Origin of the sequence: Vibrio ulleungensis (assembly GCF_016900875.1) — a bacterium.
Taxonomy (GTDB): domain Bacteria; phylum Pseudomonadota; class Gammaproteobacteria; order Enterobacterales; family Vibrionaceae; genus Vibrio; species Vibrio ulleungensis.
Genome location: NZ_JAFEUM010000001.1, coordinates 910,995 through 937,705, shown reverse-complemented (window position 1 = coordinate 937,705; position 26,711 = coordinate 910,995). Strand labels below are relative to the sequence as shown.

22 protein-coding genes and 1 pseudogene are annotated in these 26,711 nt (G+C 42.9%); 7 read left to right on the top strand and 16 right to left on the bottom strand.

Annotated features, from left to right (window positions below):
* Nucleotides 1-9: 9 nt before the first annotated feature.
* The 3 genes from JQC93_RS04320 to JQC93_RS04310 form a co-directional block, all read right to left on the bottom strand.
* Complete coding sequence (locus tag JQC93_RS04320; RefSeq protein ID WP_205157212.1) at nucleotides 10-954, bottom strand: ADP-ribosylglycohydrolase family protein; 945 nt, start codon at nucleotides 952-954, stop codon at nucleotides 10-12.
* An 18-nt stretch (nucleotides 955-972) separates the two neighbouring features.
* Nucleotides 973-2,055, bottom strand: coding sequence for a GGDEF domain-containing protein (locus JQC93_RS04315; protein ID WP_205157211.1), 1,083 nt, complete (start codon nucleotides 2,053-2,055; stop codon nucleotides 973-975).
* Nucleotides 2,056-2,149: 94 nt separating this feature from the next.
* On the bottom strand, nucleotides 2,150-4,144 hold the full coding sequence (locus JQC93_RS04310) for a peptidase U32 family protein (RefSeq protein ID WP_205157210.1): 1,995 nt from the start codon (nucleotides 4,142-4,144) through the stop codon (nucleotides 2,150-2,152).
* 148 nt (nucleotides 4,145-4,292) lie between these two features.
* On the opposite strand from JQC93_RS04310, the gene JQC93_RS04305 reads away from it, so the two are divergent.
* The 3 genes from JQC93_RS04305 (at nucleotide 4,293) to JQC93_RS04295 (ending at nucleotide 7,099) form a co-directional block, all read left to right on the top strand.
* The gene (locus JQC93_RS04305) at nucleotides 4,293-4,841 is read left to right on the top strand and encodes a DUF1439 domain-containing protein (RefSeq protein WP_205157209.1); all 549 of its coding nucleotides are present in this window, start codon (nucleotides 4,293-4,295) and stop codon (nucleotides 4,839-4,841) included.
* A gap of 112 nt (nucleotides 4,842-4,953) precedes the next feature.
* Nucleotides 4,954-5,910: an AEC family transporter gene (locus JQC93_RS04300; RefSeq protein ID WP_205157208.1), complete on the top strand. Its 957-nt coding sequence runs from the start codon at nucleotides 4,954-4,956 to the stop codon at nucleotides 5,908-5,910.
* A 16-nt stretch (nucleotides 5,911-5,926) separates the two neighbouring features.
* Nucleotides 5,927-7,099 (top strand): multidrug effflux MFS transporter, encoded by a 1,173-nt coding sequence (locus JQC93_RS04295; RefSeq protein ID WP_205157207.1) that lies wholly within the window; start codon nucleotides 5,927-5,929, stop codon nucleotides 7,097-7,099.
* 52 nt (nucleotides 7,100-7,151) lie between these two features.
* Here the strand turns inward: JQC93_RS04295 and JQC93_RS04290 are convergent, their stop codons facing one another.
* The 9 genes and pseudogenes from JQC93_RS04290 to JQC93_RS04250 form a co-directional block, all read right to left on the bottom strand.
* Nucleotides 7,152-8,744 carry an ABC-F family ATPase gene (locus JQC93_RS04290; RefSeq protein WP_205157206.1) on the bottom strand — a complete coding sequence of 531 codons (1,593 nt, stop codon included), beginning with the start codon at nucleotides 8,742-8,744 and terminating at the stop codon, nucleotides 7,152-7,154.
* A 92-nt stretch (nucleotides 8,745-8,836) separates the two neighbouring features.
* Entirely contained in the window at nucleotides 8,837-9,880 is a 1,044-nt protein-coding gene (locus JQC93_RS04285; protein WP_205157205.1) for an AI-2E family transporter, read from the bottom strand.
* A gap of 12 nt (nucleotides 9,881-9,892) precedes the next feature.
* Nucleotides 9,893-10,306 carry a hypothetical protein gene (locus JQC93_RS04280; RefSeq protein WP_205157204.1) on the bottom strand — a complete coding sequence of 138 codons (414 nt, stop codon included), beginning with the start codon at nucleotides 10,304-10,306 and terminating at the stop codon, nucleotides 9,893-9,895.
* A gap of 22 nt (nucleotides 10,307-10,328) precedes the next feature.
* A complete protein-coding gene (locus JQC93_RS04275; protein ID WP_205157203.1) occupies nucleotides 10,329-10,721 on the bottom strand; it encodes a hypothetical protein in 393 nt (130 codons plus the stop codon).
* A 451-nt stretch (nucleotides 10,722-11,172) separates the two neighbouring features.
* Nucleotides 11,173-11,667: a hypothetical protein gene (locus tag JQC93_RS04270; protein WP_205157202.1), complete on the bottom strand. Its 495-nt coding sequence runs from the start codon at nucleotides 11,665-11,667 to the stop codon at nucleotides 11,173-11,175.
* 8 nt (nucleotides 11,668-11,675) lie between these two features.
* Nucleotides 11,676-12,084 (bottom strand): annotated as a pseudogene (locus tag JQC93_RS04265) (SPASM domain-containing protein); the annotation flags it as partial.
* A gap of 189 nt (nucleotides 12,085-12,273) precedes the next feature.
* The gene (locus JQC93_RS04260; protein ID WP_205157201.1) at nucleotides 12,274-14,067 is read right to left on the bottom strand and encodes an ABC transporter transmembrane domain-containing protein; all 1,794 of its coding nucleotides are present in this window, start codon (nucleotides 14,065-14,067) and stop codon (nucleotides 12,274-12,276) included.
* Nucleotides 14,068-14,265: 198 nt separating this feature from the next.
* A complete protein-coding gene (locus tag JQC93_RS04255; protein ID WP_205157200.1) occupies nucleotides 14,266-14,982 on the bottom strand; it encodes a PEP-CTERM sorting domain-containing protein in 717 nt (238 codons plus the stop codon).
* A 217-nt stretch (nucleotides 14,983-15,199) separates the two neighbouring features.
* Nucleotides 15,200-16,804, bottom strand: coding sequence for a sensor domain-containing diguanylate cyclase (locus tag JQC93_RS04250; RefSeq protein WP_205157199.1), 1,605 nt, complete (start codon nucleotides 16,802-16,804; stop codon nucleotides 15,200-15,202).
* 415 nt (nucleotides 16,805-17,219) lie between these two features.
* On the opposite strand from JQC93_RS04250, the gene JQC93_RS04245 reads away from it, so the two are divergent.
* Nucleotides 17,220-17,654 carry a chlorhexidine efflux transporter gene (locus JQC93_RS04245; protein ID WP_205157198.1) on the top strand — a complete coding sequence of 145 codons (435 nt, stop codon included), beginning with the start codon at nucleotides 17,220-17,222 and terminating at the stop codon, nucleotides 17,652-17,654.
* A gap of 74 nt (nucleotides 17,655-17,728) precedes the next feature.
* On the opposite strand, the gene JQC93_RS04240 is transcribed toward JQC93_RS04245, so the two are convergent.
* Entirely contained in the window at nucleotides 17,729-18,604 is an 876-nt protein-coding gene (locus tag JQC93_RS04240) for a LysR family transcriptional regulator (RefSeq protein ID WP_205157197.1), read from the bottom strand.
* Between the two features lie 102 nt (nucleotides 18,605-18,706).
* On the opposite strand from JQC93_RS04240, the gene JQC93_RS04235 reads away from it, so the two are divergent.
* The 3 genes from JQC93_RS04235 to JQC93_RS04225 all read left to right on the top strand — a co-directional run bounded on the left by JQC93_RS04235 (nucleotide 18,707) and on the right by JQC93_RS04225 (nucleotide 21,071).
* A complete protein-coding gene (locus JQC93_RS04235; RefSeq protein ID WP_205157196.1) occupies nucleotides 18,707-19,378 on the top strand; it encodes a hypothetical protein in 672 nt (223 codons plus the stop codon).
* A gap of 145 nt (nucleotides 19,379-19,523) precedes the next feature.
* Nucleotides 19,524-20,405 (top strand): LysR family transcriptional regulator, encoded by an 882-nt coding sequence (locus JQC93_RS04230; protein ID WP_205157195.1) that lies wholly within the window; start codon nucleotides 19,524-19,526, stop codon nucleotides 20,403-20,405.
* A 204-nt stretch (nucleotides 20,406-20,609) separates the two neighbouring features.
* Nucleotides 20,610-21,071: a PACE efflux transporter gene (locus tag JQC93_RS04225; RefSeq protein WP_205157194.1), complete on the top strand. Its 462-nt coding sequence runs from the start codon at nucleotides 20,610-20,612 to the stop codon at nucleotides 21,069-21,071.
* A gap of 549 nt (nucleotides 21,072-21,620) precedes the next feature.
* Here JQC93_RS04225 and JQC93_RS04220 read toward each other — a convergent pair.
* The 3 genes from JQC93_RS04220 to JQC93_RS04210 all read right to left on the bottom strand — a co-directional run bounded on the left by JQC93_RS04220 (nucleotide 21,621) and on the right by JQC93_RS04210 (nucleotide 26,609).
* Nucleotides 21,621-22,076, bottom strand: a complete 456-nt coding sequence (locus JQC93_RS04220; RefSeq protein WP_205157193.1) for a GNAT family N-acetyltransferase — start codon at nucleotides 22,074-22,076, stop codon at nucleotides 21,621-21,623.
* Between the two features lie 199 nt (nucleotides 22,077-22,275).
* Nucleotides 22,276-23,295: a linear amide C-N hydrolase gene (locus JQC93_RS04215; protein ID WP_205157192.1), complete on the bottom strand. Its 1,020-nt coding sequence runs from the start codon at nucleotides 23,293-23,295 to the stop codon at nucleotides 22,276-22,278.
* A gap of 218 nt (nucleotides 23,296-23,513) precedes the next feature.
* Complete coding sequence (locus tag JQC93_RS04210) at nucleotides 23,514-26,609, bottom strand: efflux RND transporter permease subunit (RefSeq protein WP_205157191.1); 3,096 nt, start codon at nucleotides 26,607-26,609, stop codon at nucleotides 23,514-23,516.
* Nucleotides 26,610-26,711: the final 102 nt, after the last annotated feature.

Sequence of the window (26,711 nt, the reverse complement as noted above, 5' to 3'; positions counted from 1 at the left end):
ACCCAATAGTTATAGCGCAAAAGCATTCTGCGGAAGATCGGTTTTTTCTATCCACTCTGTCGGTAAGGCTTTGTCACCACCTTGGTAGCATGCAGCTAATATTGCGCCGAGTGCGATAGCTCTGCCGCTGCTGTCACCTCCGCAGTATATGTTTTCGCGAATGGACTGTTGGTAGTTTTTTGCATGAAACATAAGATGGCAAATCACCACAAAGGACGATGAAAGCTGGCTACCAGAGCCAACCTTGACGGCAACTTCCCTCGAACTTGACTGACGCATAATCAAAACCTTATCGATATCTTTTGCCACCAATCCGCCCAAACGATGCGCAACCTTTAAACACTCTTTGGGGTCGTACCCTAATAATGCACAGCGAAGCATAACCGCTACACCTTTTGCGTATTCAACCGCGACATCATTATTGTTTGTGACTCTAACGGCCGTTTCAACCCAATCAAGCAGCTCTTCCTCTTGATAATAACGCGTCACAATTGGCGGCAATACTGTTAATGCAAGATTAGTAGCAGAGTTAGCGCCTACCCCAATAAACGGTAAATCTTTATCTTCTAACTGATGAATGTTCATTAATGTCTGTTTGGTCGGTTCATCTATAAACCCTTGCCACTGGCCACCAAAATCAAACCAACTTCGATAAGAGGAAATATACGCCGATTCAACGTAACTTCCTTTTTGAACTAAGCTATCGATGAGCGACAGCATCTGGGCGCCATAATGCGTGAGATCGCCGCTCTGTTTACCATTGTGTACAAATTGACTCGTCGACGCATAGTCATCGACAGTCGATGGGTAAAATTCTGGGGCGTCTTTTGCTAAATCGACGATTTTTTGTTGGTCATTAAGAAAGTGAAAACCCAAACATGCCGCGTCCGCGACTAAAGCACCTACGTTGGCATGCCAGGCTCTTAAGTGAATGGCGGTGTCGTCTTGTTTCATTGATTCACCTTGTCATCTTTAGGCGATTTTCAAACAGCTTTCGGTTCGATTTCGACCAGCGTCTTTCGCAATGTATAGTGCTTTATCTGCCAATATTAGCAGATCTTTCAGAGAGTCGTGCTGATCACTTGACGTGGAAATACCTAAACTCGCAGTACACCTAAAACCTGGTTCTTCTGGCAAAGGTATGGGATGTGACTCGATTGCAGAGCGTATTACTTCCGCTTTACGTGTCGCAAACTCTAGTGGTGTATTTGGCATCACTAATGCAAACTCTTCTCCACCGATGCGTGCAAAAAGATCTTCTGGTCGGCAGTGTTGTTCGATGATGTTACACACCTCGGTTAATACAAGATCGCCTGCTATATGACCGTGCCTATCATTCACACGCTTAAAATAGTCAAGATCCAAAATGATAAGACTGACGTTTTGCCCCTCAATGCGCTCTTCGAGCATATTCGCACCTTGTGAGAAGAAGGTATGGCGATTTGCTATTCCGGTAAGGGAATCCGTTGTCGCTTGATGTTTAAGTTTCTTTTCATTGACCGAGATTTCATTGGCAAAAATACTAAGCACTACAATAACCTCTAGCATATTAACCAACATAACTGATTGATAGATATACCGATTGGTTTGTTCGCTAACGACGATCATTGGATTAAGGTTAGTGGTGTTTTCGCAATAGAAAAACAGTGCGACTGCCAAACAACTTAGAATGATTTTTTCTCGTTTTTCATCTAATTCGAACAGCAAATAAGTTCCGGTTGGGACCAAGTAATAGTAAAGATGAAAACCCGATGCATTGGTTAGATAGACGTTGGACGATACAACCAAATGCATCATTAACACGCTAAAAAACCAAATTTTACCTCCGCGATAAAACCCTTTTGCGCTAAAGGCTAACGTAAGTACATAAGCAACAGTGAAGCCAAAATTGATACTAGCGACGCCTAGGTGCCCTAGAAATGAAACGTAGGTAAGCGTATACAGACCCGATGTCACCGCGGTAATTAGCGCAATAATATTGAGCAAACGTACTTTGTTTGCGCTACCGAACGGCAGCTTATTTGTACCTAGGTGGTAGATTTGATTCAAAGTCACGGGCACTCTCACCCAAAGTTATTATTCCACTTCTAATGATAACGCATATTACTTACATTTAAAGCATTTAAATTACACCAATATAACAGCTAATTCACACACCCTTGTAATACTGATGGTTAGATGTAGGTCTAACATACTGTTGTAAACTCTCGCTCACAACATCATATCCGGCAACCAATTGAATAAATCCATTGGCTAATGCTCTAATATCACTGTTAAATTTAGTTTCGGTTTGAATATCTCTTAAATCGATAAGGAAATCCGTAAACAGAGTCGAGTGGTCTTTGATGACCTCTAAGTTTAAAGTGTGGTGTTGAGCATGAAGCTGATTATATTCGCCCCCTATTTTATTAATGATATAGGGTGAGTCGTTTAGGTTTATGATCGACGTGCGTTTGCTGCACTTAGGTAAACAGCCGTTGTTTTGTTTTATTTTTTTACACCCACTGCTTTGCATAAACAAACACTGCCGACTGGTCATGAGTGTATTGGGCTGCAACACTGCATAGAAAGCACGAAATCCACTTGGCCTTTTAATTCGATTCATTTGTACTTTACTAAGCTCATTAGAAACGAATCCACCTGACGCGCCAAACTCTTGCTTTAAACACTCTAGTGCATAGCTGTTGCTCAAGTTAAGTTGCCTTCCTGCAATCCATTGAACACCCAACTTCTGTGCTTCTATCGCAATACCGATATTGTCAGTGATAATTAGTGACGGCGTCACTAATTTAAGAAGTTCTACCGCCGATTCGTAGTCTTTATCGATAAGTACCGCTGGGAAATAGGGAGAACATTGTGGATACAAACTTAGTTGTTGCGCCCAATGTTTCCACGTTTTGCCTAACGCATTAGGAAGCTGAACAAACAGTTCGACCTCTAGATCGTGCAGTTGCTCTACTTGTTCAAAATCAGACAAAAGAATAGAAAGACTCGCAACATGCTCATTCGACACGGCGTCACTTTCAATACTCGGTAATGTAATATGAGTTCGAGGTGTTTTGGTGGTTGATCTCAGCGTTCGCTTGTCGTTATACATCTGAGCAAAAGGTGCTACCGATTGCTCCATCGTTTGCATTATGCGCGTATTGTCATCGTATACGCCCTTTTTGGCGATCTGTATGCCACTTTCAGACGCGTCATTGTTGGACTCAGCACGTGCCAACCAAGCATGATTACGGGGATTATCAATGTACATTGCTTTATCAATGTTCCCCATCAAGTACCCATTACTGAAATCTCGGTTAAATACCGTATACAACGGCGTCATGTCGGTTAACGGCGCTTTACCAGTTTGATAGGCATCGATTTGCGCTCGCCACTGTTGAACTGTGGTAAAGACATAGTGGGACTTCTTTATACGCCCTTCTACTTTTAGTGAATAGACTCCAGCTTCAGCTAATTGCGCCATGTTGCTAAATGCACTGTTGTCTTTCATGTTCAGTGGGAACTCTGCACCTGCATCCGTTTTTTCGAATGGGTCTCGGCAAGGTTGACTGCAACGACCTCTATTACCTGACGCGCCACTGCGAACTGAGCTTATGTAGCATAATCCTGAAAATCCAATACAGTATGAGCCGTGCACAAAGACTTCCATTGATACACCATGCTGTTTGCCGTAACTGGCTAAGTCAGTGATCTCGTCAATGCTGAGCTCTCTTGACAAATTAACGCGACTCGCCCCCAACTGACTAAGTGCGGTAATTTGCCCTTTATTGTGGGTATTCATTTGCGTCGATGCATGAACATCTAACGTAGAGAAATGATGCTTTAGCAAATAAGCTAAGCCAAAATCTTGAATAATCACACCATCGATAGCAGAAGTCGTTAGTCTGTCTAATAAGCGCCACAATGCTGCTAACTCACTTTCTAACATCATGATGTTAAGTGTTAGAAAGACTTGGCATTGCTGTTGATGAGCTATTTCGATGACCACCATTAAATCGTCATAGCTTAAATTGGTGGCACGATTTCTCGCATTAAAACGATCCAGTCCGCAATACACTGCGTCTGCTCCAGCTGCAATTGCGGCTAGTATAGAGTCTAAATCGCCACCAGGGGCTAAAAGTTCAAATGGTTGCTTCACAACGTCATACTCAATCAAAAAATCAGCCGTATTCTACCGCGTTTACCCTTGGGGTGCATTTATTTGTCATTGATCACATTTCTAATTGCATTTTCATAGGCTCTCAGTCATCGTATTGACATAAACCCGCTGTTTAAAAGGACGTTCCATGACAAACCGCTTATTTAAAATACTTACCGTAGTAATGATTGTCGTTACCAGCGGTTGTGCAAGTTATTCCATTTCAGAGCAGCAAATGACGGACTACGTGTCTAACAACCTGTCAGCAAATCAATCTATAGATGTAGAAGGACTGGTTAAAGCTGAAATTGGATTGAATGATGTCGAGATCCGAATTGGCCGTGCAGATGCAGATAGAATCAGTGTCTTTGCCAACACCAATGCGCTCGTCGAGGTTATGAATGGCACAGAATTAGACTTAGATTTAGCGATGGAATTTAGCGCAATTCCATACTATGAAAAAGAGACTGGAGAAGTGTTTATCAAGTCGGTCCGGTTGGAACAATTTGACGATAAATCAAATACGTTGCCTTCAGCACTCACTCCGTTACTGAAACCCGCAGTATCGGTTGTAGGAGACGTATTGTCTCAATACCCTGTTTATCAACTCGACAACAGCAAATTTGAACAGGCTTTACTTAAATCGGCTCAACCCAATCTAGTGATTAAAAATAACAAATTGGTGATCGAACTTTAAAGACGCTGCATGTGAAACTACCGCTTAACACCAGAAATAATGCGGTCAAAATTTTACCGCATATGGCCTTTTTGTAATACAATATCATTTTACAGAATCAAAACAGGCCGTTATGAGCGACTTTCTATCTCAAATTGCATTTTCTCTCTCCATCACTGGGCCAATTTGTGTCACGCTAATCTTAGGGATTTGGTTAAAGTACAAACACATCATTACCGATGAGTTTATTGAAATTGGCTCAAAAGTTGTGTTCCAAGTGACCTTGCCCGCGCTGCTATTTTTAAGCATCGTTACCGCCGATCATGATTTTGAGTCAGCCAGCCGAATGCTCATATTTGCAACGGTAGCCAGTGTCAGCTTTTTCGTTTTGACGATGCTCATTACTCACCGCGTTTTTAAACGCAGCGCAGACGCAGGTGTTATTGTACAAGCCAGTTTTCGCGCTAATACTGGGATTATTGGGATCGCGTATGTTGCTAACGCATACGGAGAAAGCGGTATCGCGTTAGCGGCACTTTACGTCGCTGCAACCACACTGCTCTACAACGTATTGGCCGTTATCTGCCTTACCCCAACGGGTGGAACGACGCCCAAAGCCTTGGTTAAATTACTGGTCAAAACAATGACCAAAAACCCACTGATAATTTCAATCGTCGCTGGCTTAGTAGTATACGGGTTATCAATCCCAGTGCCGTCAATGATTATCGACGCGGGTGATTATCTAGCAAAAATGACTCTACCACTTGCTTTGCTGTGTACCGGTGGCTCACTTAATCTTCGCGCTCTAAAACAAGACGCAACCGCAACGTGGTACGCAACTAGCTTTAAACTTGTTCTAGCTCCTTTATTAATCACGTCAGCAGCGGTACTGTTAGGGTTTCGCGATATAGAGTTAGCCATTTTATTTTTTATGAATGCTGCTCCAGTTGCCGCCGCCAGTTATGTTATGGCGCGCAGTATGGGTGGCAATGCAACACTTGCCGCTAATACCATTGCTTTAACGACTTTACTATCCACACTGACCTGCTCACTGGGCATTGTGATTTTGTCTTCACTCCAACTCATTTAGGTGGTTCACCCGTTTTATGGGCCAACATTTTAAAATTCGTTCCATTTTTATCGCATGCTTCATTATTAGTATTGGTCAACTTAGCATGGGGTTGGTGTTCCCTTCACTGCCTTGGATTGCACAAGACTTCAATGTCACCTTGGAAGAAGCCCAATTATTAGTCAGTGTCTATATGCTTGGTTTCGGGCCGTCACAATTTTTGTACGGCCCTATTTCTGACTCTTTAGGGCGAAAAAAAGTATTACTTACCGGTCTGGTCATTGCGCTGTTTGGTTTAGCCATCATTATCGCTTTTTCCGATTCGTTTACAGCGGTTGTCTTAGGGCGATTTATTCAAGGTATTGGTACTGGCGGTTGCGCTGTGCTGGCGAGAGCATCGACGCGAGATCGCTTTAGTGGTGAGCAGTTGCCTGTAGCGATGTCATATATCGCCATTGTCGCATCAATTACTCCGCTACTAGCACCTATTTTAGGTGGGTTTATCAACCATCACTTTGGTTGGTCAATGGTGTTTATATCTTTGCTTGGCTATGTCGTTGTCGGCTGGGGCTTGATCGCGCTCAAGTTTAAAGAGAGCTTATCTGAAACGAAACCTGTACCCTCACTTAAAAATATGGCGTCACAGTACGCTGTCTTTTTGCGATCGCCCTACTTTATGAGTTTTGCCAGCATCAGTTGGCTTAATTTCAGCTTGATGATCACAACAGTGTCAATCATGCCATTTATTATGCAAGTCCAAATCGGTATGAGTTCGGATCAATATGCGATGTGGGCGCTGATTCCAGCGTTAGGAATGTTGATTGGTACCAGTCTAAGTAACCGCTTAAGGCCCAGGTTTGGTAATAAGAAGATACTGTTAGTTACGCCTACTCTGCATATCATAAGCGCTATCTGGCTGTTCTTTACCCCTTTAGAACCACTGCTGCTAATGATTGGTCAAATGATACTAATAGTAGGGAATGCCATTGCTTTGCCTTGTGCCCAAGCACTGGTTCTTCAACCGTATAAAAAGTCAGCAGGCTCAGCCGCCGCTTTATCGGGAGGTGGGCAAATGATTGTCTCTTCGATTGTTAGTGTCGCTTTGGTTCAGCTCGGAGTACAAGAAGCGTGGCACTTATCGATGGTGATCGCTCTTTTTGCGGTTATTACTGTTGCTAATATTCAGCGCGGATTCAGTGTTAAACCATAAAAAAAGAGCGCTTATATAAGCGCTCTTCTTCAGAATCTAACTAATCTAAGGGTTACTCAACCACACCTTTGGATTTTAGAAACTCTGCATAAGAGCCTCTAAAGTCAGTGATTTTACCATCACGAATTTCGATTATACGCGTTGCTAAAGAATCGACAAAGACTCGGTCGTGCGACACGAAAAATAGCGTTCCTTTGTACTGCTCTAAGGCGTTATTGAGTGATTCAATCGACTCCATGTCCATATGGTTAGTGGGTTCGTCCATTAGTAGGATATTTGGCTTGTGCATCATGATTTTGCCAAGCAACATACGTCCCTGTTCACCACCTGATAGCACTTTAACAGACTTTTTGATGTCATCTTGTGAGAACAACATACGCCCTAAGAAGCTCCTAAGAACTTGTTCGTCGTCGCCTTCTTGGCGCCATTGGCCCATCCATGTCATAAGATCCATATCTTCAGCAAAGTCGCTAGCGTGATCTTGCGCATAGTACCCAATGTTGGTGTTTTCAGACCACTTGTACGACCCAGTGCGTGGCTCAAGCGCGCCTGCTAACGTGTTGAGTAACGTCGTTTTACCCACGCCATTTTCACCGATGATCGCGACACGCTCACCCACTTCAAAAATAGCGTCAAAGTTACTGTATAGGTCTTCTTCAAAGCCTTGACATAGGTTTTCCAAAACAAGTGCATTTCGGAACAGCTCTTTCGACTGTTCGAAGCGGATAAATGGGTTTTGACGACTTGACGCTTTCACTTCGTCCAATTGGATTTTGTCGATTTGCTTAGCACGTGATGTCGCCTGCTTCGCTTTAGATGCGTTAGCAGAAAAGCGTGCCACAAAGGTTTGTAGTTCGGCTATTTGTGCCTTTTTCTTGGCGTTGTCAGCCAATAAACGCTCACGTACTTGGCTTGCTGCTAACATGTACTCGTCGTAGTTGCCAGGGAACAGTCTAAGTTCACCATAATCTAAATCTGCCATGTGAGTACAAACACTGTTTAGAAAGTGACGGTCGTGCGAGATTATTATCATCGTACAGTTGCGTTGGTTTAGGGTTTCTTCAAGCCAGCGAATGGTATCGATATCGAGGTTGTTGGTCGGTTCATCGAGAAGCATTACATGCGGGTCAGCAAATAGCACTTGTGCAAGTAGCACACGAAGTTTCCAACCAGGTGCGACTTCACTCATCAAACCAAAATGCTGCGATTCAGGAATACCTACCGCCAACAGCAACTCTCCCGCTTTGGCTTCGGCCATGTATCCGTCCATTTCAGCAAACTGGACTTCAAGATCGGCGACTAACATGCCTTCATCTTCACTCATTTCTGGCAATGAATAGATACGGTCACGCTCTTGTTTCACTTCCCAAAGCTCTTTGTAGCCCATGATCACGGTATCAATAACCGTATATTGCTCATAGGCAAACTGGTCCTGATTTAGCTTAGCAATACGTTCATTTGGGTCGTAGCTAACGTTGCCGCCAGATGGATCAAGCTCGCCACTGAGGATTTTCATAAACGTAGACTTGCCACAACCATTGGCGCCAATCAAACCGTAGCGGTTACCTTGGCCAAATTTAACAGAGATGTTTTCGAAAAGCGGCTTCGATCCAAATTGTTGGGTGATATTGTTGGTTGAGAGCACTGTCTGTACCTTTATGAGTCAATGGGAGCGCAACAGTACTGATTTCCACTACGGGATGCAAGTAAATAGTGAGTTGGGTCACCTTTTGTCGTCTATCGTTTACCATCGATAGACAGCAATGTAGAAATCCATTCCAACCCAGAAATACGTCGACATATTAAACTCACTAAAACCATCAACGGAACGGCTAAAAACATCCCCACTAAGCCCCAAATTGCGCCCCAAAAGGTTAACGAAACCAGCACAATAAAGGGGCTTAGGTTAAGTTTTGTGCCCAAATAGGCCGGTTCTATAAGATTGCCTATAACAAATTGAACGACAGTTAAAAGGCCGACAATGATCAGCACAGGGGTAAACTGTTCAAATTGCAGCAGCGCTTGTAGTGCGGGTAATGCGACCCCGAGTATTGAGCCTAAATTGGGAATGAAATTAATAAAGAACACCAGAATACCCCACATCGCAGCAAAATGTACTCCCATCAACTCCAAGACGGCGAACGTCGCGACGGCGGTAAGCGCACTAATGATCGATTTTAATGATAAGTATGTTTGAATGGAGTTTGCGATGTCTTGCCAGACTACCTGTACATTCTTTGCTTTTTCTTCCGTCCCAGCGAGGCTAGCCAATTTTTGTGGGATCATTTTCTGCTCTGCCATCAAAAACATTGTAAACATAAAGGTAAGCAATACATTAGATAGCACCAAAGATATTGACTCTCCGAACCACCCTAGCAGGCCAGCAAATTGACTGCTAGCTCCAAAGGTAGTTACATCGAAGTGAACTTTATTCCCTAACATCGCGACTAAGTGGTTAAATCGTTCCTCATAAAGCGGTTGAAATTCAGTAAACTCTTCAACTTGACTAGAAAGTGCTTGAGAAAGAATAAGAACAATAGCGACCAAAACGAGCAATGTAATGACAGAGACTAGCGCATCATTGAGGTACTTGCCTATCACTGGAATGAGCTTTACAGCCTGACGTGTTGAACTCAGTATGACCGCCAAAAATACGCCTAAGACAATCGGAATTATCAGTGCTTTGCCATAGATCAACATTGCCATCATACCGAACAATATGATTGTCCAGTACGCGATTTTCTGTGGGTCGAGAATGATCGATGACTCACTGTTGTTCATAGAAATGGCCTGCTATTTTTTTATAAGGGTTTTGATTGCAAGACCAATCAGGGGAGAAAGACCGTCTAAAGACTTAGTGGGAGACAATAATTGGGTAATTGGGCCAGTCGCAGATTCGTAGGCGCGGTCACGAATATCTTGGAGCAGCTTTTCTTCGTCACTGGGTTGTAAGTTATTGGCGACGATGAGAGGAATAACCCCCAAAACAAAGTTGGTACCTGCCAGTGTTAGTGCCGCTGCCTGTTGGGGCTGTTGTTCCATTAAATAGAAGTAAAATCCCGCATTGAGGCCTAGCAGGGCTATCAGCATACAAAGAACACTTATAACGACTAATACCGCGGTAATTTTTGTTCGTTTCATCTCAGCTTTTAGTAACGCTGATTGGGCTTTCGTAGCCACCTGCATCTTATCCACGAATTCACTCATTACGCTTTCCTTAATTTACGAGTTATTTTAATGTACGGCCCACGAGCAGTCCGGCAGTGAATAGACCAATGCCAACAGCGATAGGTATATTTTTAAGCTCTTCCTCTAGGCCAGCCAGTTTCTTTTTGACGACCTCGAGATCAAACTCTTCGTTTGACGAATTTTTCACTTCATCCGCTAACGCCAGTAGCAGTTCGCATTCTGGAGACTGGGATGCTGATGTAGTGTTGCTTTCGGGCGCTTCGGTTGTGCTCGTTTCTGGTGTTGAGGATTCTTCAGCTCGTTCATTCTTGTCGGTTTGATTCTTCGCTTGCCGATTTTCAATGGCCATTAACGCTTGCTGAAGTTCAAGAATATCTCTTTGTTCTTGACTGAGTTTGCTTAAGTCAGCCTCTTTCTTAGACTCGTTTTTCATTACTACCCCTTTTGCTAAGCCTAGAAACAATTTCTATGTCGACTTTCATTTCATCGTTAGTTACTTCGGTGAACAGTTAGCCATACAATTTGGCTCTATAGTAACGTGTAGAATTACCTACAGAATTTACACGTAGGTTGCAGGTGAAAATCAATTGAGTGGCCAGGTTTTACCAGACGCAGGGCAAGTCAAACATCACTATTCCTATATAAAGATGTGGCTGCATGAATGGTTTACCGTTTGTGGTCCTCACCTCTGGTAGAAAATAAGTAGTGGCCTTTTGATTGCCTAGAACTATAATTTTCAAAACGTTATCTACTATAGTGAGTTGATTGACTAAATATAGCTCAGTTTACACTTTCGCTCTGATTATTTGACCCAAAGTGTACAACTGCAGAGAAAACATCGCCCTAATACATGCTGTTGAGTTCTAAAGGTTTGGACGAGGTCTTTATGTATTGCTCGCAATTTGTGCCTGTAACATTGACAGCTGAATCAGAGTTAACGCCACGGTATTCTTAAAGCCATGGTCTTTGTTCCATAGATTAGCAGCGTCTAACAAAGCCTCCTCTGTATAAGCCCCAGTATCTTCGGCGTAACCGAGTATGATCAACGAACGATAAAATTCGTTAAGCGCTATTTTGGGCAAAGGTGCGAGTAAAAGCCCGGTTTCAACTAACATGGTAAGCACATCGTAACGCGCTTTGCTTGCTCGATAGTTGGCCGATGCTTGTTTTTGCTCTACGTCGCAAGCCTTTGCGCTCGGTGTTTTTTGGCATAGGTTAAATAGCTCAGCATAGTGAGTATAGTTAGACGACATATCCTCATACGCCAGAGCCTTCATCCCAATAACCTTTTCGCGCCCTTGCGAAGAGTCGTAACTCACTCCTTCAGAGGCAAACGAACTGCTAGTAATGAGCAGGAGTAAAAACAGATAGTTTTTCATGTTTTTACCTACAATTGAATGCGCATTGCAGCGCTATTGAGTTGTTTATGGACGTCATAGCCCATTGAGCGTACTAACATAGATATATAGGGATCGATATGCGAAAAGAATTGGTGCCAACCACGACATAGATAGTTCAGCCCTACCTCACCACTGGTTGTCTTTACAAAGCGATTTTTTAGGACACTCACCATAACAGGCAAATTGGTAATCACACTGCCTACATTGACTAGGCAAACTGGTCTCTTTAGCACGACCAAACTTCTCTTGAGCAGGATTAAATTGCAATTCGTCTAGGGTGTTAGTTTGGATATTGCCGAGTTTATATTCTGGATAAACATAGTGGTCGCACTCAAACACATCGCCGTTAACCTCTATGGCTAACCCTTTGCCACACATTGGGGCCAATAGGCTTAGCCATAATGTTCATTCGTTTAACTGGAGCGCGTTGAGTGGAGTACGTCATAGAGTCCTCTGCGATGTGCAACGTTACAAATGAGTTGCCTTTGAATACGATGAACTCATTGTGAGTAAGCGCACCATACTTCAGTAAAAGTTCTTAGTAATCAGCAAAAATACCTGTTTTGGTTCAAATCAATGCTTTCATCAATGCTGTTTAAATTGTAAATCGACAAGTCGTTTATACATAGGACTGGACTGCAGTAGTTGTTGGTGCGTTCCAGTTGCAACCACATTTCCTTGCTCCATAACCGCTATTTGATCGGCATGTTTAATGGTTGATAAACGATGGGCAATGATTACGGTAGTTCTCCCTTTCATTAATTCTTCCAATGCCTGCTGAACATAATGTTCACTTTCGCTGTCTAACGCAGATGTGGCCTCATCAAGTAACAATATTTGAGGATCTTTTAGAATGGCTCGTGCTATTGCAATACGTTGCCTTTGACCACCTGATAAGCGCACGCCTTTATCACCCAGGTAGCTTTTGTAGCCTTCGGGTAACGCTTGAATAAACTCATGGGCATGTGCTTTTTTAGCTGCTTCTATAACTTCTTCGTCACTTGCATCTGGGCAGCCGTATCGAATGTTATGCAGCACGTCACTACTGAACAGTGCGGGTTGCTGAGGAACTAGAGCCATTAAATTTCTCAGTTCTGAAGGGTTGAACTGAGTAATATCTTGTTCTCCAATCGTCACGGTACCGGATTGTGGATCGTAGAAACGTTGAAGTAGTTCGAATATCGTACTTTTGCCTGCACCAGACGGACCAACTAACGCCAACACCTGGCCGGAACTTACCTTAACATCAAGATGTTTAAGCGCTGCTATTTTTGGACGAGATGGGTAAAAGAAGTCAACTTGGTTAAACGCGATACTTGCATCTATCTGATTTAGGTTCAAAGGATCTTGTGGAGCGGTAATAGCACTTTCTACACGCAATATTTCGATCAATCGTTCCGTTGCACCTGCGGCTCTTTGTAATTCACCCAATACTTCGGATACGGTCGCAAATGAGGAAGCCACCAAAATAGCATAGAAGACGAATGCACCAAGATCACCGCCACTCATACGCCCAGCAATGACATCGCTGCCCCCAACCCAAAGCATGCCGGTAATTGCACCAAAAACAATAATAATGACACCTGCGATTAGTATTGCTCTTTGCTTGACTCGATTTTTACCAATTTCAAATGCTCTTTCTACTTCGTAGGAGAAGCGGCTGGACTCTTGCGATTCTTGAATATAACTCTGGACAGTTTTTATATGTTCGATTGCTTCGCCAGCATAACTGCCTACATCGCCCATCGAGTCCTGACTCTGTTTCGATAATGCCCTAACCTTTCGACCATAGAACAGAATAGGCACCAAAATGAGCGGTACGGAAATCATAACGATCAGCGACAGTTTTACATCGGTGGCAAACAACATGATCAACGCACCAATCGACATGAGGACGCTTCGAATGGCCATGGAAAACGACGATCCAATGATACTTTGCAGCAATGTTGTATCTGTAGTAATGCGCGCCATAATGTCGCCACTACCAGCAGCCTCAAAGTAGCTCGGATGAAGGGATATCACATGATTAAACACGGCTTTTCGTATGTCGGCACTCACCCTTTCGCCCAGCCATGAAACCAGATAAAAACGACAAAACGTACCTGCTGCGATAAAGACAGTCACACCAATAATAAACAGCACAGCGGATTGCAACTGCTGCTGTGATTGTTGAACGAAACCGGTATCAATGAGTAAGCGAACGCCTTGCCCAATAGTCAGCGTCATTGCGGCTGTAAACACCAGTGCAATCACCGCAAGTAAAACTTGAGTCTTATAGGGCTTTATAAACTTTAGTAATTCAACCAATATCCCGAGGTGGCTACTATTAGCGTTAGTTTGTTCGCTCTCTTTCGGCCGAAAAGACGTGGCATCGCTCATGGAGACGTTCCTTGTTCTCAAGATATTGCAATAATGTCCCTGTGTTATCTCACGTGTGCTAACACTCTGTCAAATATAGACAAACCTCTAAACTATCCGAAGTGTTTCTGGTGACTCTTCGTTGGCTAATTCACCTAATTTAAGACAAAAAAAAGCACACTTCGAAAAAGTGCGCTTTAAAAATTTCAGCTCAAACTGTTAGTTTTTTCGACGTCTCGCTACACCTGCGCCAAATAGCCCTAATCCAAACAGTGCTAATGTGGCAGGCTCAGGAACATCAACGGAGAAAATACTGATGTCGGAAAAATCGTCTGAGATGTCTAAACCAGCTAACGCAAAGTCATCAATTCTGTCAAAAAACGCCCAACTTGAGTACAAGTCAAATGAGTCTGCAACCATGCCAACGTCTAGACTGTAAATTCCACGCCAACTGTCTCCTGAAAATTCAGTGTTAGCCACTTCAACACCATCGATATAAGCGGACATTCCACCGTCCTCATAAGGACGAAGATCAATCAAATAAATGGTATTAATGAGCGCTGTACCCATTTCTAAATCTGAGTTCAAAAAGGCCACATTTAACCATTCTTTGTACCCGATTTCGTCAGGATCATCTAACCAGCTACCGTTTTCTATACCGATCCCATCGAAATCACACGCAAACATACCAGTACAGCCAGAAGTATTTGGATCGTTTGCAGACAACACTGGACTGGTTCTTCGAATAGTATCAAATGCGGAAAGTTCTATCCAAAAATCTTGGTCGGGACCCTCATGCATAGCTTTGTATGTCTGCGCGCCATCCGCGCCCCCCCATACATCGGCATCAGTAAAGTCGATAAAAAATGCTTGAGTACTAAACCCCACAACCGCGAGTGCGGCGCCGAGGAACCCTTGTTTCAACGTGCTGATCATAGTCAAATTCCTTGTTAACAACGTAGGTATTAGGTGACATCACATCTGCCACCCAGATTAAGTCTGTTACACTTACTTACTAGTTCAATAGTGTTAAGCACAAATCAGACCACTATTTATCCCATTGTTAATTAAGAAGTTTTAAAAACTTACCCTTACAAAGTGTAAGGTATTTCGGCAGTCAGTTGCGTTTACGACTAACTATGGTTTGAGGAGGCTACGCTCTTTGAGCGTAAACTTGTGTTTGATTCTTACCTAATGACTTTGCATCATACATAGCTACGTCAGCTTGCTTTAGTACGAAGTCGTAATCGGCATTCGATGTAGTAAAACGAATTAAGCCTATGCTACCCGTCAAAGTAAGCTGCACATCATCTTCCAGTTCATACAGGCCAAAAACATTTTCTCTGACGCGTTCTAGTAGGTCTTCAACCTCAGTGTCAGAGGTTATGTCACGAAACAATATAACAAACTCATCACCACCCAACCTCGCAGGGATATGCGCAGGTAAACCATCAAAGAAACTGAGTGGGTCATTGTCGTAACTTTGCTTAAACAATACCTTAGCAAGTCGTTGGCCAAACTGGTGTAGCAATTGATCACCCGCACGATGACCGTAGCTATCGTTAACGCTTTTAAAATCGTCAAAGTCAATGAATACTAGAGTAGATATACTTTTGGCAGATTTGGACGATTTAGTCGATAAGTCAAACAACTGTTCAAAGTAACTTCGATTTGGCAGGTTTGTTGTGGCATCTAGAAACGCTAATTTTGATATTTCAAACTTGTTAGCATTCAGTTTATCCACCATCGAAGTCAGCGAGTGATTAAGCTGGCGAATTTCAAATGGGGTAAAATTCCCATTATGCTTAAGAGCTTTGTTACGCGGAACACCATCTTCTATAGACTTGATAGATTGTAGTAAGCGATTAAGTGGTGTTATCACAACCAAAGAAAGTGGCAAAACAACCAACATCGCTAAACCTAGGCCAATCAACATGACTAACATAGCCATATAGTCAATATTGTTTGCCTTTTCTCTTAGTTCGGCAACCGGTTGTGGAACCATGACTCCCCAATTGGCTTTTGGCACATAGGTATATCCCGCAATCATATCCCCTTTAAGTGCGGGAGAATAAAACTGCTCGACACCCGTCTGTTTGTTCAGCATTTTCTGCACAGCGCTTATTGAAGAGATGTTCTTCCTAGCTTGTACCCAAGAAGTTAAAGGATGCGCCAATACATTGCCTGCCTGATCGACGATCGCCGCATGACCTTGCTCACCGAATGCGACCTTCTTGCCTGTTTCAAAAATATATTGTGTAGAAAGATAACCAACCAATAACCCATTGGGCACTTCCTTAACCACTAGCATTATCGGCTGCTGGTCTCGAGTACTATCTACTGTGACGGTAGATATGGACACCTCACCTACTACAGTTGTTTTTTTAGCAAGCTCTAGCAGATGTGAGTCCATCGTTTTTGGGCAGGGCTGGCTTGAATAGAAAAGACATCGGGTCACTTCACCTCGGTCATTAACCTTGCTCACCATTGTGAAATGGTAAGTACTCATCAATGCAGAGACTTCTGGCAACAACAGTTGTTTTTCAGAAGGTAAATCTATAATGGAGAAGAAGCCGATGACATCATCGTAATAGCGCTCAAACGCGGTCGACAGGTTTTTTGCGATAACAAGATGACGCTGTTCGACATCTTTAATCTCAGACTCTAACGCTTCTGAATATGGCCAAACCCAAAAAAGGACCAATGGAATCGTTACTAAAATAGTTGAAATAAGCAGTAAAAGTTGACGAAGCTTCATTGTGTACCTTCTTGCTTAACACAACAGCTAAGCAAACCAAATCGAATCCCTGATATTGGGGTATGCGCATATTTTAAGCGCACTATACTACACTCAAAAATAGTTGAGTACATTAGTTAAAGTTTGATACGTGCCACAGAAAAGAATATGTAATCCATTACATATGCTAGAAACTTTAAGTTATTAAAAATTAAACATAAAAATTCTAGTTTCTTACTCACTTAGTCACTTAGTCACTTAGTCACTAGAAACGAGTTAAATAGTCAATTAGTTTGCTTGGTTCGAAACTTTAAATCAGCGTGCTTAGTGGCTCTTAACAAAAAATCATCGAGGTGTATCGAATATTTTAATGGGTCCTAATTTAATATTTAGGCTCTGATGTTGGGACAATGCCGCCGTTAACAGGAGGCAAAACATGACCAACATTATTGTACAACCCAATATTCGACCCTATAGAAGCCGACTACGACAATTACTATTCCTACAGTCTGTAGTTTTAATTGCCGTAGCCCCACTCTTTATGAATGATATAACTGATTTCATTCCGTTTGGCAGTAAACTACTGCTTCTTCTATTTCTCTCGGATTTTTGGAACGCTACCTACAATTTTGGATTTGATAGTATCCTATTAAAGCGATATAAATCTGTAGAAAAAAGTGTTGCCATTAAAGGCATTTACATTGCGTTGTTTCAGTTAGGCTTAGTAGTACTTACGACGCCACTGATTTCTACTCTCGTTGATGGTACCTTCTGGGATGTTATCAGCGCGGACTTTTGGTTTAGCTTATTGGTGTTCAACTATAGCTATGTAAGCAATTCTCTATATGAGCTACTGTTTTTTAAACAATAAAATGGCGAACTCGCACATAACTATGCGTAGCCACTTTATCTACAAGTTCTAGTTTTAAACTCAGTAAAGGAACTTTAGTTTCTAAACAAAAGTTCCCTGAAGTACTCAGCTACCGGACCCGAGCTAGTGTTAGACTTCCACAGCAAGTCGAGACCATACGATTGACTTGTTTTAACAAACGCTGGTTGAAATTGAACTAGCGAACCTAGAGCAACGCGCTCTTCAAGCATAATTTTTGGCAAAAATGCCCAGCCAATCCCTTGCTCGACCATCCTAATCATGTCGTCTTGATCGTGTGCCAACCAGATTGACTGGGATAGCGTAGTAATAGGACCAAGCACCCCATGTTCATACATACTACTGCAGATTATCTGTCGCTCTGTGGTAAGCATTTCATTTTCTACGACCTTAAGATCAGCCAAATCGCAATCTGGACTGCAAACACACACCCATTCAACTTCCTTAAAACACGCAAACTCAAAATATTCTGGGATCCCCTGAGAAGTGAGGTTCAATACAAAATCCACGCGATTGTCGTTGAGAGCTGCAAATAAACTTTCACTTTTTTCTTTAAAGATTTGTACCTGGGTAAACGGGTATTTTTGCGCTAGCTTTTCAAGCGCCGTTTCAACAAATGCAAAAGGAACCAATGGGTCTAAACCTATAGCAATACTGTTTTCGACTTTGTCTCGGACACTAGTTGTGTAGTGCTCTATTCTGTCAGCTTGGCGCATTAATACCTTTGCTTGTTGATATAAATGCTCTCCTTCTGGCGTCATCACCGGGTACTTTCCAGCCCTATCAAAAAGCTGAACACCAAGATCAGTTTCTAGGTTACTGACACTCACACTGACTGTACTTTGACTTTTTCCTATATGGCGCCCCGCTGCAGAAAAAGAACCCTTCTCAGCTGCTGTTACAAATGCGTGTAAATATTCGAGGTTAATCATCCTTGGTACCTATTGATATTTTTAATGGTTACTAATTTAACCTATTTCAATAGGAATGCAAAAATTGTTTCAACTTCAAACATTACGAAATAGGTAAACACAATGAAAAAACTACTATTAGCTCTCTCAATGACTGCACTTTGCGGTGCAGCGGTAGCCAACGAAAAAGCGACCGAAGAAGTGAACTACGGAGATCCAACCGCTAGCTTTACTACACTCGGTGTGAGCGCAAGTGAAGGCGGGACGCAACTAAACGGTATGATTGGTCTTGGAAGCAATATTTTCCAAGCCGATATTGGCGTGGACAACAAAACAGGAGATCTTAATTACCGCGGTCGTTACTTCCATGTGACGGAAGGGCTTGGATATTCGGTGGATGTTCTAGGTGATGCAAATACCACCACAGCCCTTGCGGGTGCGATTTACAAGTTTAATGTAACTGACAATATTAAACTTTTCCCTATGGCTTCTGTTGGTTATACAAAATCAAAAGATACGGTTGCAGGCGCTACATCAGAGTCAGCACTTGGACAAGCCGGACTATACGGAATGTATGGTTTCGACGACGGGCATTGGATTTATGCCAACCCGAAAGCGACCTACCATGCCGACAGTAAAGAGTGGTTACCGCAAGTAGAAGTTGGCGGTGGATTTATGATACTCAATAACGCATCTATTGGTGCAAAAATAGAATACACCGGGGAATCAACTAAAAAAGGCTTGTCGCCTAAAGAAGATACTGTTGCTTGGCTACAGGCGAACTACTACTTCTAATCTATGTACATTCACCAAATAGAGCCTCTCGATTGCTTGTAAGAGGCTCTTATCTTCTCTACGCATTAGTTATAATCTACTTGCCAAACAACAGTGTAACTCTATTATTGGTTATCATGATTCGAACTAAATAATTACCGCTTAAATGCTAATTACTCCTGAACGTTTACTCTATATGGTTTCCGTCGCTGAAAACGGTTCTTTTTCTGCCGCGGGACGAAAACTCGGAGTCACAGCCTCCGCAGTTGCCCAGGTTATTCAAAACATGGAAATCGACTTAAACGTCGTCCTATTTGATCGAGTCGCAGGCAAAGCGCCAGTATTAACTGCAGTGGGCAAAGCGCTCTATTTCCAAGCACTGGAAGTTGCACCTAGACTGCAGGCTATGGAGAAAAGAGCACAAGCATACCAAGCGGGCATAGAAGAGAAACTGACCATTGCTACCTACGGCTTTACGCTCTATGAGACACATCTCGACGCGATTAGAAGTCTCATCAAAGCCTATCCAGAAGTAAAACTAAACCTAATCGATGTAGAGCAAACGCAGGCTCTTGCTCCTAACGTCAGTGGAGCAGCAGACATCATCATAGCGCCGGCCAAAATGGAGAATCGTTCTGGCTATGAGACACGAACAATTGATCAAATTGATTGGCGCTATGTAGCAGCCCAATCGCATCCACTAGCTAAGGTAAAGGGCGAGCTATCTCGGCACGATCTATTACTCCATTCTCAACTGATACCGCAAGAAAATGAATTTGCCGATAAATGGTTGATTGAATCACTGCGTTTTAGCACCAACCTAATTGAATGCGCTCGATTTTATCAACTTAGGGCATTGCTATTGGATGGTTTAGCGTTTGCTATGCTGCCTGAGCCTTTAGCAACACCGTTACTAAATAGTGGTGAGTTAGTCGAATTATCGATGGACTTTGACGATAATCAGACACGTTGGCCTATTGAGCTTTGCTGGACACCGTCTATTGGGCCTGCGGGGCAGTATTTCATTGAGCAATTTGTTGAGTTGTAGACAAATGCAACGTGTTTTGTAGCACTGAATATGATTAAACTATTATAAAACAGGGCCTCCCCTCATTACCTATCTATTTCTTAAATACAACCTAACTTAATCTCGGTAAATAATTGTTAGATAATAACTCCATCAAAAGGCACAGTCGTCTGATTGTACGCCAATAACAAGACTACAGCTTGCGACGGAAAGATGGAGAGAACAATGAATACTAAGCACACGGTTTCTAGAACAAAACTTGACAGACTACGCCATACGATATTATTTGAAGTTGGGCTCATTACAACGCTCATTCCTTTAGGATCGCTGTTCTTTGACGGCCCTAAGCATCATATCGGTTTTGTTGCAGTAGCCATTTCACTACTGGCAATGATCTGGAATTTGGTTTTCAATTATTTGTTTGACCAATGGTTACTAAAAGCTCAAGGACATTGTGAAAAGTCCGTATTGCAGCGAGTGTTACATACACTTCTATTTGAGTTTGGTCTTATTTTAGTAACTGTCCCACTATTAGCTGTTTCATTAAATCTATCGTTTATTGAAGCATTTATCGCTGACATAGGATTTGTTGTTTACGCGCTTTTCTATGCTGCGTTGTACAATGTCATTTATGATCGTGTATTTCCTGTTAGCTCTGGGCATCGTATGCATGCAACGCAGGAGTAGTAACAAGGGTTACTCAGTATTCACGAATAATGCTTTACCTTAGTTTTTTACTTATGACTACAACCCATTAATCCGTTGTTAATTCATAAAGTGCACATCAGGTGCACTTTTTGTCGTTGTTACTTTTAAAAGATCGCGATTGCGTTAGTAAAAGCTGTTTTTATTGAAGGTTAGCGCGCTATCTTAAAGGCAAGAACGCGACCAAATTCAGTCTCTGGCTCTATATCCCCTTGGTTCAGGTACTCTACAATAGTGAACCATGAACTAGGATGGTACTTCGCATTCGAAATGACATCATTGAAAGTCTATTATTTCACGGTGTTAACCGCGCATCGTCGATTAAGCCATTAATATCGTATTAAACGTTTGGCCTTTGCCACGGCTATCTAGTATCTAAACATGTCTAATAACGTAATGTACTTTCCGAATGTGCTTTTGCTTTCATTTTCACTTGGCTTAGTCCTCGATCCTCTAACAAGAGTCTTCAACTGCTACTCAATTGCGTTGTTGTATTTTATTTTAAGCGAGTACATAACCAAGTCGTTCCAGTTAAAGTTTCTTACTGCCGCCTTCGGTGAGAGTTTTCTCATAATTGTGTGACGTTTTAACCAGCGTAAACCCAACATTAGGGTAGAACTTATGTGATTCTTGGCGATTAATATTTGAACGAACGACAATGCAAGTTAAGCCTTTGTCCAACGACCATTTTTCGGCGGCTGATACTAATGACTGCCCAACACCTTTAAGTCTAAATTGCTCCCCCACTACAAGCGCTACGATCTCAGCTTTGTTCTGGGATGCAAGAAATATCCTTTGCTCTACGACCAGCCAACCTGCAACGTTAGTGCCTATTTTTGCTATAAACATTTCGTGTTTGTTCGATTCGGTTAGCTCCTGTACCCAAACTCTAGTTTGATCTGCGGTCGCACTATAACCCCATTGGCGGGTTAATGTGTGTATTGAAGCTATATCGACATCAATTGGCAGGGCTATGTCAACGTTCATGGTACTCCTTGATACTACAGACAATCAGCATTAATACGATACAGTATAACGAATTGCCTAGCACCAACGGAGTTGCTTTGATTTTGTGTCGTGTAAAGGAATCATTGCCCTCTCCTATAACCTTTCTCAGGCTTCATAAAAAAAGCCCCCAATAGCTTGGCGCTAATGAGGGCTTTAAGGGGTGTCCTATTTATCGATATTATTTGTGAGCTGGGTGGATCCCTAGTGATACTGATTCGCTAATCGTGTTGTCAAACTGAGTGAAATCATACTTTTCAGCCGCCCATGTATCGTGACGATCTAATACCCATTCTCCGCTATTACGGTCTGTGTGTACCGTCCACAATGTTGGAAACGTCGCTGGGTTATCCAGTGTGTAATCTAACTGCTCGTACCCTGCAAATGTGCTGTTGGCCACTGCTCGCATCGCGACTTTTGCTTGGTCTGAATCCGTAACGTTTCGAACGTACATATCGGTAATGATTTCTTTGGCACGCAAACGTCGGTCGATTGGGTGAATAGAGCCATCCGATTTTTTGCCATTAGCGTCAAATTCGAGGTGGACAGCTAGTTCAGGGTTATTCGATAGTTGAGCCGCGTTGTCGCCACGATAAACTTTAAGTTCTCCGCGCACAAACTCTACAACCGCTTTGTCGCCTGTTTTGTCAGCAAACTGGTAGTGAACTGGCGCTTGAGTACAATGACCCTCTTTTCCAGGTAAGTTACACACTTCGTCTTCAATAATATCGACTTTACCGTTTTGTATAGCGTCAATCACACCTTCGACTGTTGCGTAGTTATCGACTGCCCAGTTAGGCACTTGAAGTGACGATACATCAGGAGTTCCAGCCGACCCCTCTGGAAACGCTGTGTACTCTCTTCCTAAGTAGAGAATGCGCGCTTCTAGGCCTTGGTCATTCATCGCTTCCGCTACTAGGCTGCTACCCATACTAGAGGTTGCTTGTGCAAAAGATTTAATTTTAAGGGTCGCATATTGGCTAACCCCAGAAACAGCGTTTTCGGTGGCGGCGTATTTGGTTTCGACACCTTTTCCTGTGCCTAAAACTTCGGCCTCGTCATAACCATGCCAATCCATAGAGCGTGATGACACAGAGGCATTACCATTGTGATAAACGGCTGTCGTACAGGCTACTGCTGTGCCAACAATTGTAACCGTAGTAGTTGCGGCAAGTGCGAGTGCTAAAATTGATTTTTTCATTGTGTATACCTTATTTAGTTAACGTTCAGTCCGTCTTAATGTCTGCTGCTCCGTTGCTGTGGTAGTACAATATCGAAAATCAGTAATCAGGTAAAAGAAGCACCTTTAAGTCTAACTAATAGGAAGGTCAGGATCGTTAGAACATTTGGAGAGCATATGGTATGCAAAAAAAACCACCTGGTAATCAGGTGGTTAATAACTCGACAATCTTTGCTTAACTATACGACCTCAACACTAGGCGTAGGTGTGATTTGCCCAATAGTTTTGTTTGGCTTTGACTTTAGTTCTCTAAGTGATTGGAAAACTACAAAAAGTACACAGGCAGCGATGCAACCAATAAACGTTGCAGAGACGATGCCACCGAACGAAGCCCAACCTAACGCCTGCTGAGCGCCACTGCCAATTGCATCTGCGAGCATCAATGGCACCAACCCAACAGCAAAAGAAAACGCCGTCATGAATACTGCTCTTGCGCGCAATCGCATCGCTTCAACCGCAGCGTCCTTAATAGGTAATCCATCCACTTCTCTGAGCTCTTTTGCGTATTCAACAATAAGAATCGCATTTCTTACTGCCATACCAATCAATAGCACCGCCGCGAGTTGGGTAAACAGTGTAATTTCAGCACCCAGTTGTTCTACCCCAATGACTATACCGATCACAGCGCTTGGTACCATTGTCATGATAGCCGCGGGGATAAGCCAACTTTCGTATTGCGCTACCAAAACTAAATAGGTAATAAGTAGTGCCAGCGCTAGAATAACCAACGCTTGGTTACCCGCTTCTACTTCTTCTTTAGCAGTACCAGTAAATTCAATCGAGTATCCTTCAGGCAAATCTAAAGCTTGCACATCATTGATCACCGCTCCAGTAGAGGCTGTTGGCAATACGTCAATCGATACGGATTGTTCAGCATTAAACCTATTAATAAAGTTAGGCACGCGCACGGATTCAACGCTGAACAATTTACTGACAGGTTGGCTTTGCCCGTTGCCGTAGGTGATATAGACATCGTTTAATGATTGTTCGTTAAGTCGATATTGAGGGGCGTTTTGCATCATGACTTTGTAGTTACGACCATTGTGGTTAAAGGTATTCACATATTGTCCACCAAAATGGGCTTGCATTCCGTCAACGAGATCGGCATAACTTATCCCATACTCTAGCATTTGCTTACGATTAACATGCAGTTTCATAGACGGCTTGTTGACTTCAAACTGAGTCATGGCAACCGCTGTAGATTCCTTACTGTTAAGTTGTGCTAAAACGTTATTTGTATCCGTAGCAAGCTCTTCGGGCGATCTCGCTAGATGATCGATTAGCATAAAATTAACGCCATCAACCATACCCAACTCTGGAATGACCGGTGGTTTAAATGCAAAACCTTCGATATCTAGCTGTTGTAGCGCGTTATTCGCCATAGAGGTGATCTCGGCATCAGAATGATCTCGGTTATTGATATCTTCTAGGTTCAATAGAATCAAAAAGCTACTCATATCCGCTGTATTGTTTAGAAGATTAAACCCAGAAGCCGCAATAGAGTTTTTAACACCTGGCAATTGCTGAAGTGTATCAACCATTTCTAGAGCCCGAGAATCGGTCACACCAAGTGCTGTACCAGGTGCAAACCCACCAATAACAAAAATCGCACTGGTATCCTCTGAGGGTAACATTCCTTGTGGAAGATCCTTACCGTGATCCAAGGCTACCCAGACCCCACCTGCTAACAACAATAGCGAAATGACTGGGAAGCGAACACTCCCTTTAGTTAACAACGTAAACCCGGTGATCTTTAGATTGATCACTCGTTCTACTTGCGACGCTAGTTTTCCTTTTTTGGGCGGTTTCATAAATAATGCACATAAAGCCGGTGTAAGGCTTAGTGCGACTATTGTCGACACCAGCACAGACACACTCAGTACAACGCCGAATTCCGCGTAGATAATTCCTGTCATACCGCTCATAAATATTGTCGGTGCAAATACGGACAGTAACACCAACGCCGATGCTATGATTGGCGCTACCACTTTGTCCAGGGCTCTACTTACTGCCTGCTTAACGTCTAACTGCGGATAGTGATGAAGTTCATGTTCAGCGGCTTCAATGACAATTATTGCAGCATCAACAACGATACCGATTGCCATTACCAGCCCAAGCATTGAGATGATGTTTATGTCGATTCCCGCCGCGTACATAACGGAAAATGTACCAATTAACGACACTGGAATCGCTGTTACTGTAATGAGTGTTAGACGAATTGATTGCAGGAACACCAACGAAACTAATCCAACTATAATAACAGCCAATAGCAGTGTTTCGACGACATTTTCAATTGCACCGTGAACAAAACTGGTCGCATCGTACACATAGTCGATTTGAAATTTTCCATCTAGACTATTTACTAGTTTTGCAACAGCATCTCCTACCTCTACGGCATTAGCGTCAGGTGACTTATAAATAAAAATAACAGAGCCATCGTTTACTCCCGCGTAGGCATTGGCCGTGTACACTTCAGCACCTAGCTCAATGTCAGCAACGTCTTTTAACATCACCTTTCTCTGTAAAACATCACCACGGAGAACGATCTGTTCAAATTGTTCTGTCGTTGTTAATCCACCGTCAACCGACAACGGGTACTCTAAAACGTCACCAAGTAATGATCCCACTGGACTAATTTTGTTTTGTGTCGCAATAGCGTGTTGGATGGTACCAACATCTATCGAGTATTTTCGCATTTTGTCGGGATTAAGCCACACTCGCATCGCGTACTTCTTCTCACCAAGTACATCAACTTTTGAAACGCCCGGAATACGTTGCAATGCTTCTTTAAAAGCGCCACCTGCGTAGGCGCTTATTTCAGTGTCTTGTGCTTGACGAGTAGGATCTTGTATTGACAGGCCAATTAACATGCCATTGGAGAGCTTTTCGACAGTCACTCCATTAACCTTCACGCTTGAAGGGAGCTCAGGTAGCGCTAAATTAACTCTATTTTGAACCAGTGTTACGGCGCTATCCGCATCGGTACCATTCTCAAAAACGACTTCTAGTGCATAACTCCCGTCAGCGCCCGACGTCGACTTCATGTATTGCATGCCTGCAACACCATTCACTTGTTTCTCGATTTCTGGAGCGACAGTTTTTGTTATTACTTCCGCAGTTGCACCATCCATCCATGTATCAACAGCGATGGTTACAGGTGCTACATCGGGATAGCGCCCCATTGGAGAGAGATAGGCAGACACCACACCAGAGATCGATATGAAAAGCGAAATGACAATGGCCATCTTGGGCCGCTTAATAAAGAATTTAAACATAGAGTTCATCTCCAATGGGATAATTGCGCGTGCAGCCTAACGCTTCGTTAGGGGATCAACAAATTACTTACCATCGAAAAACCTAATACATTAAGTCTGGTG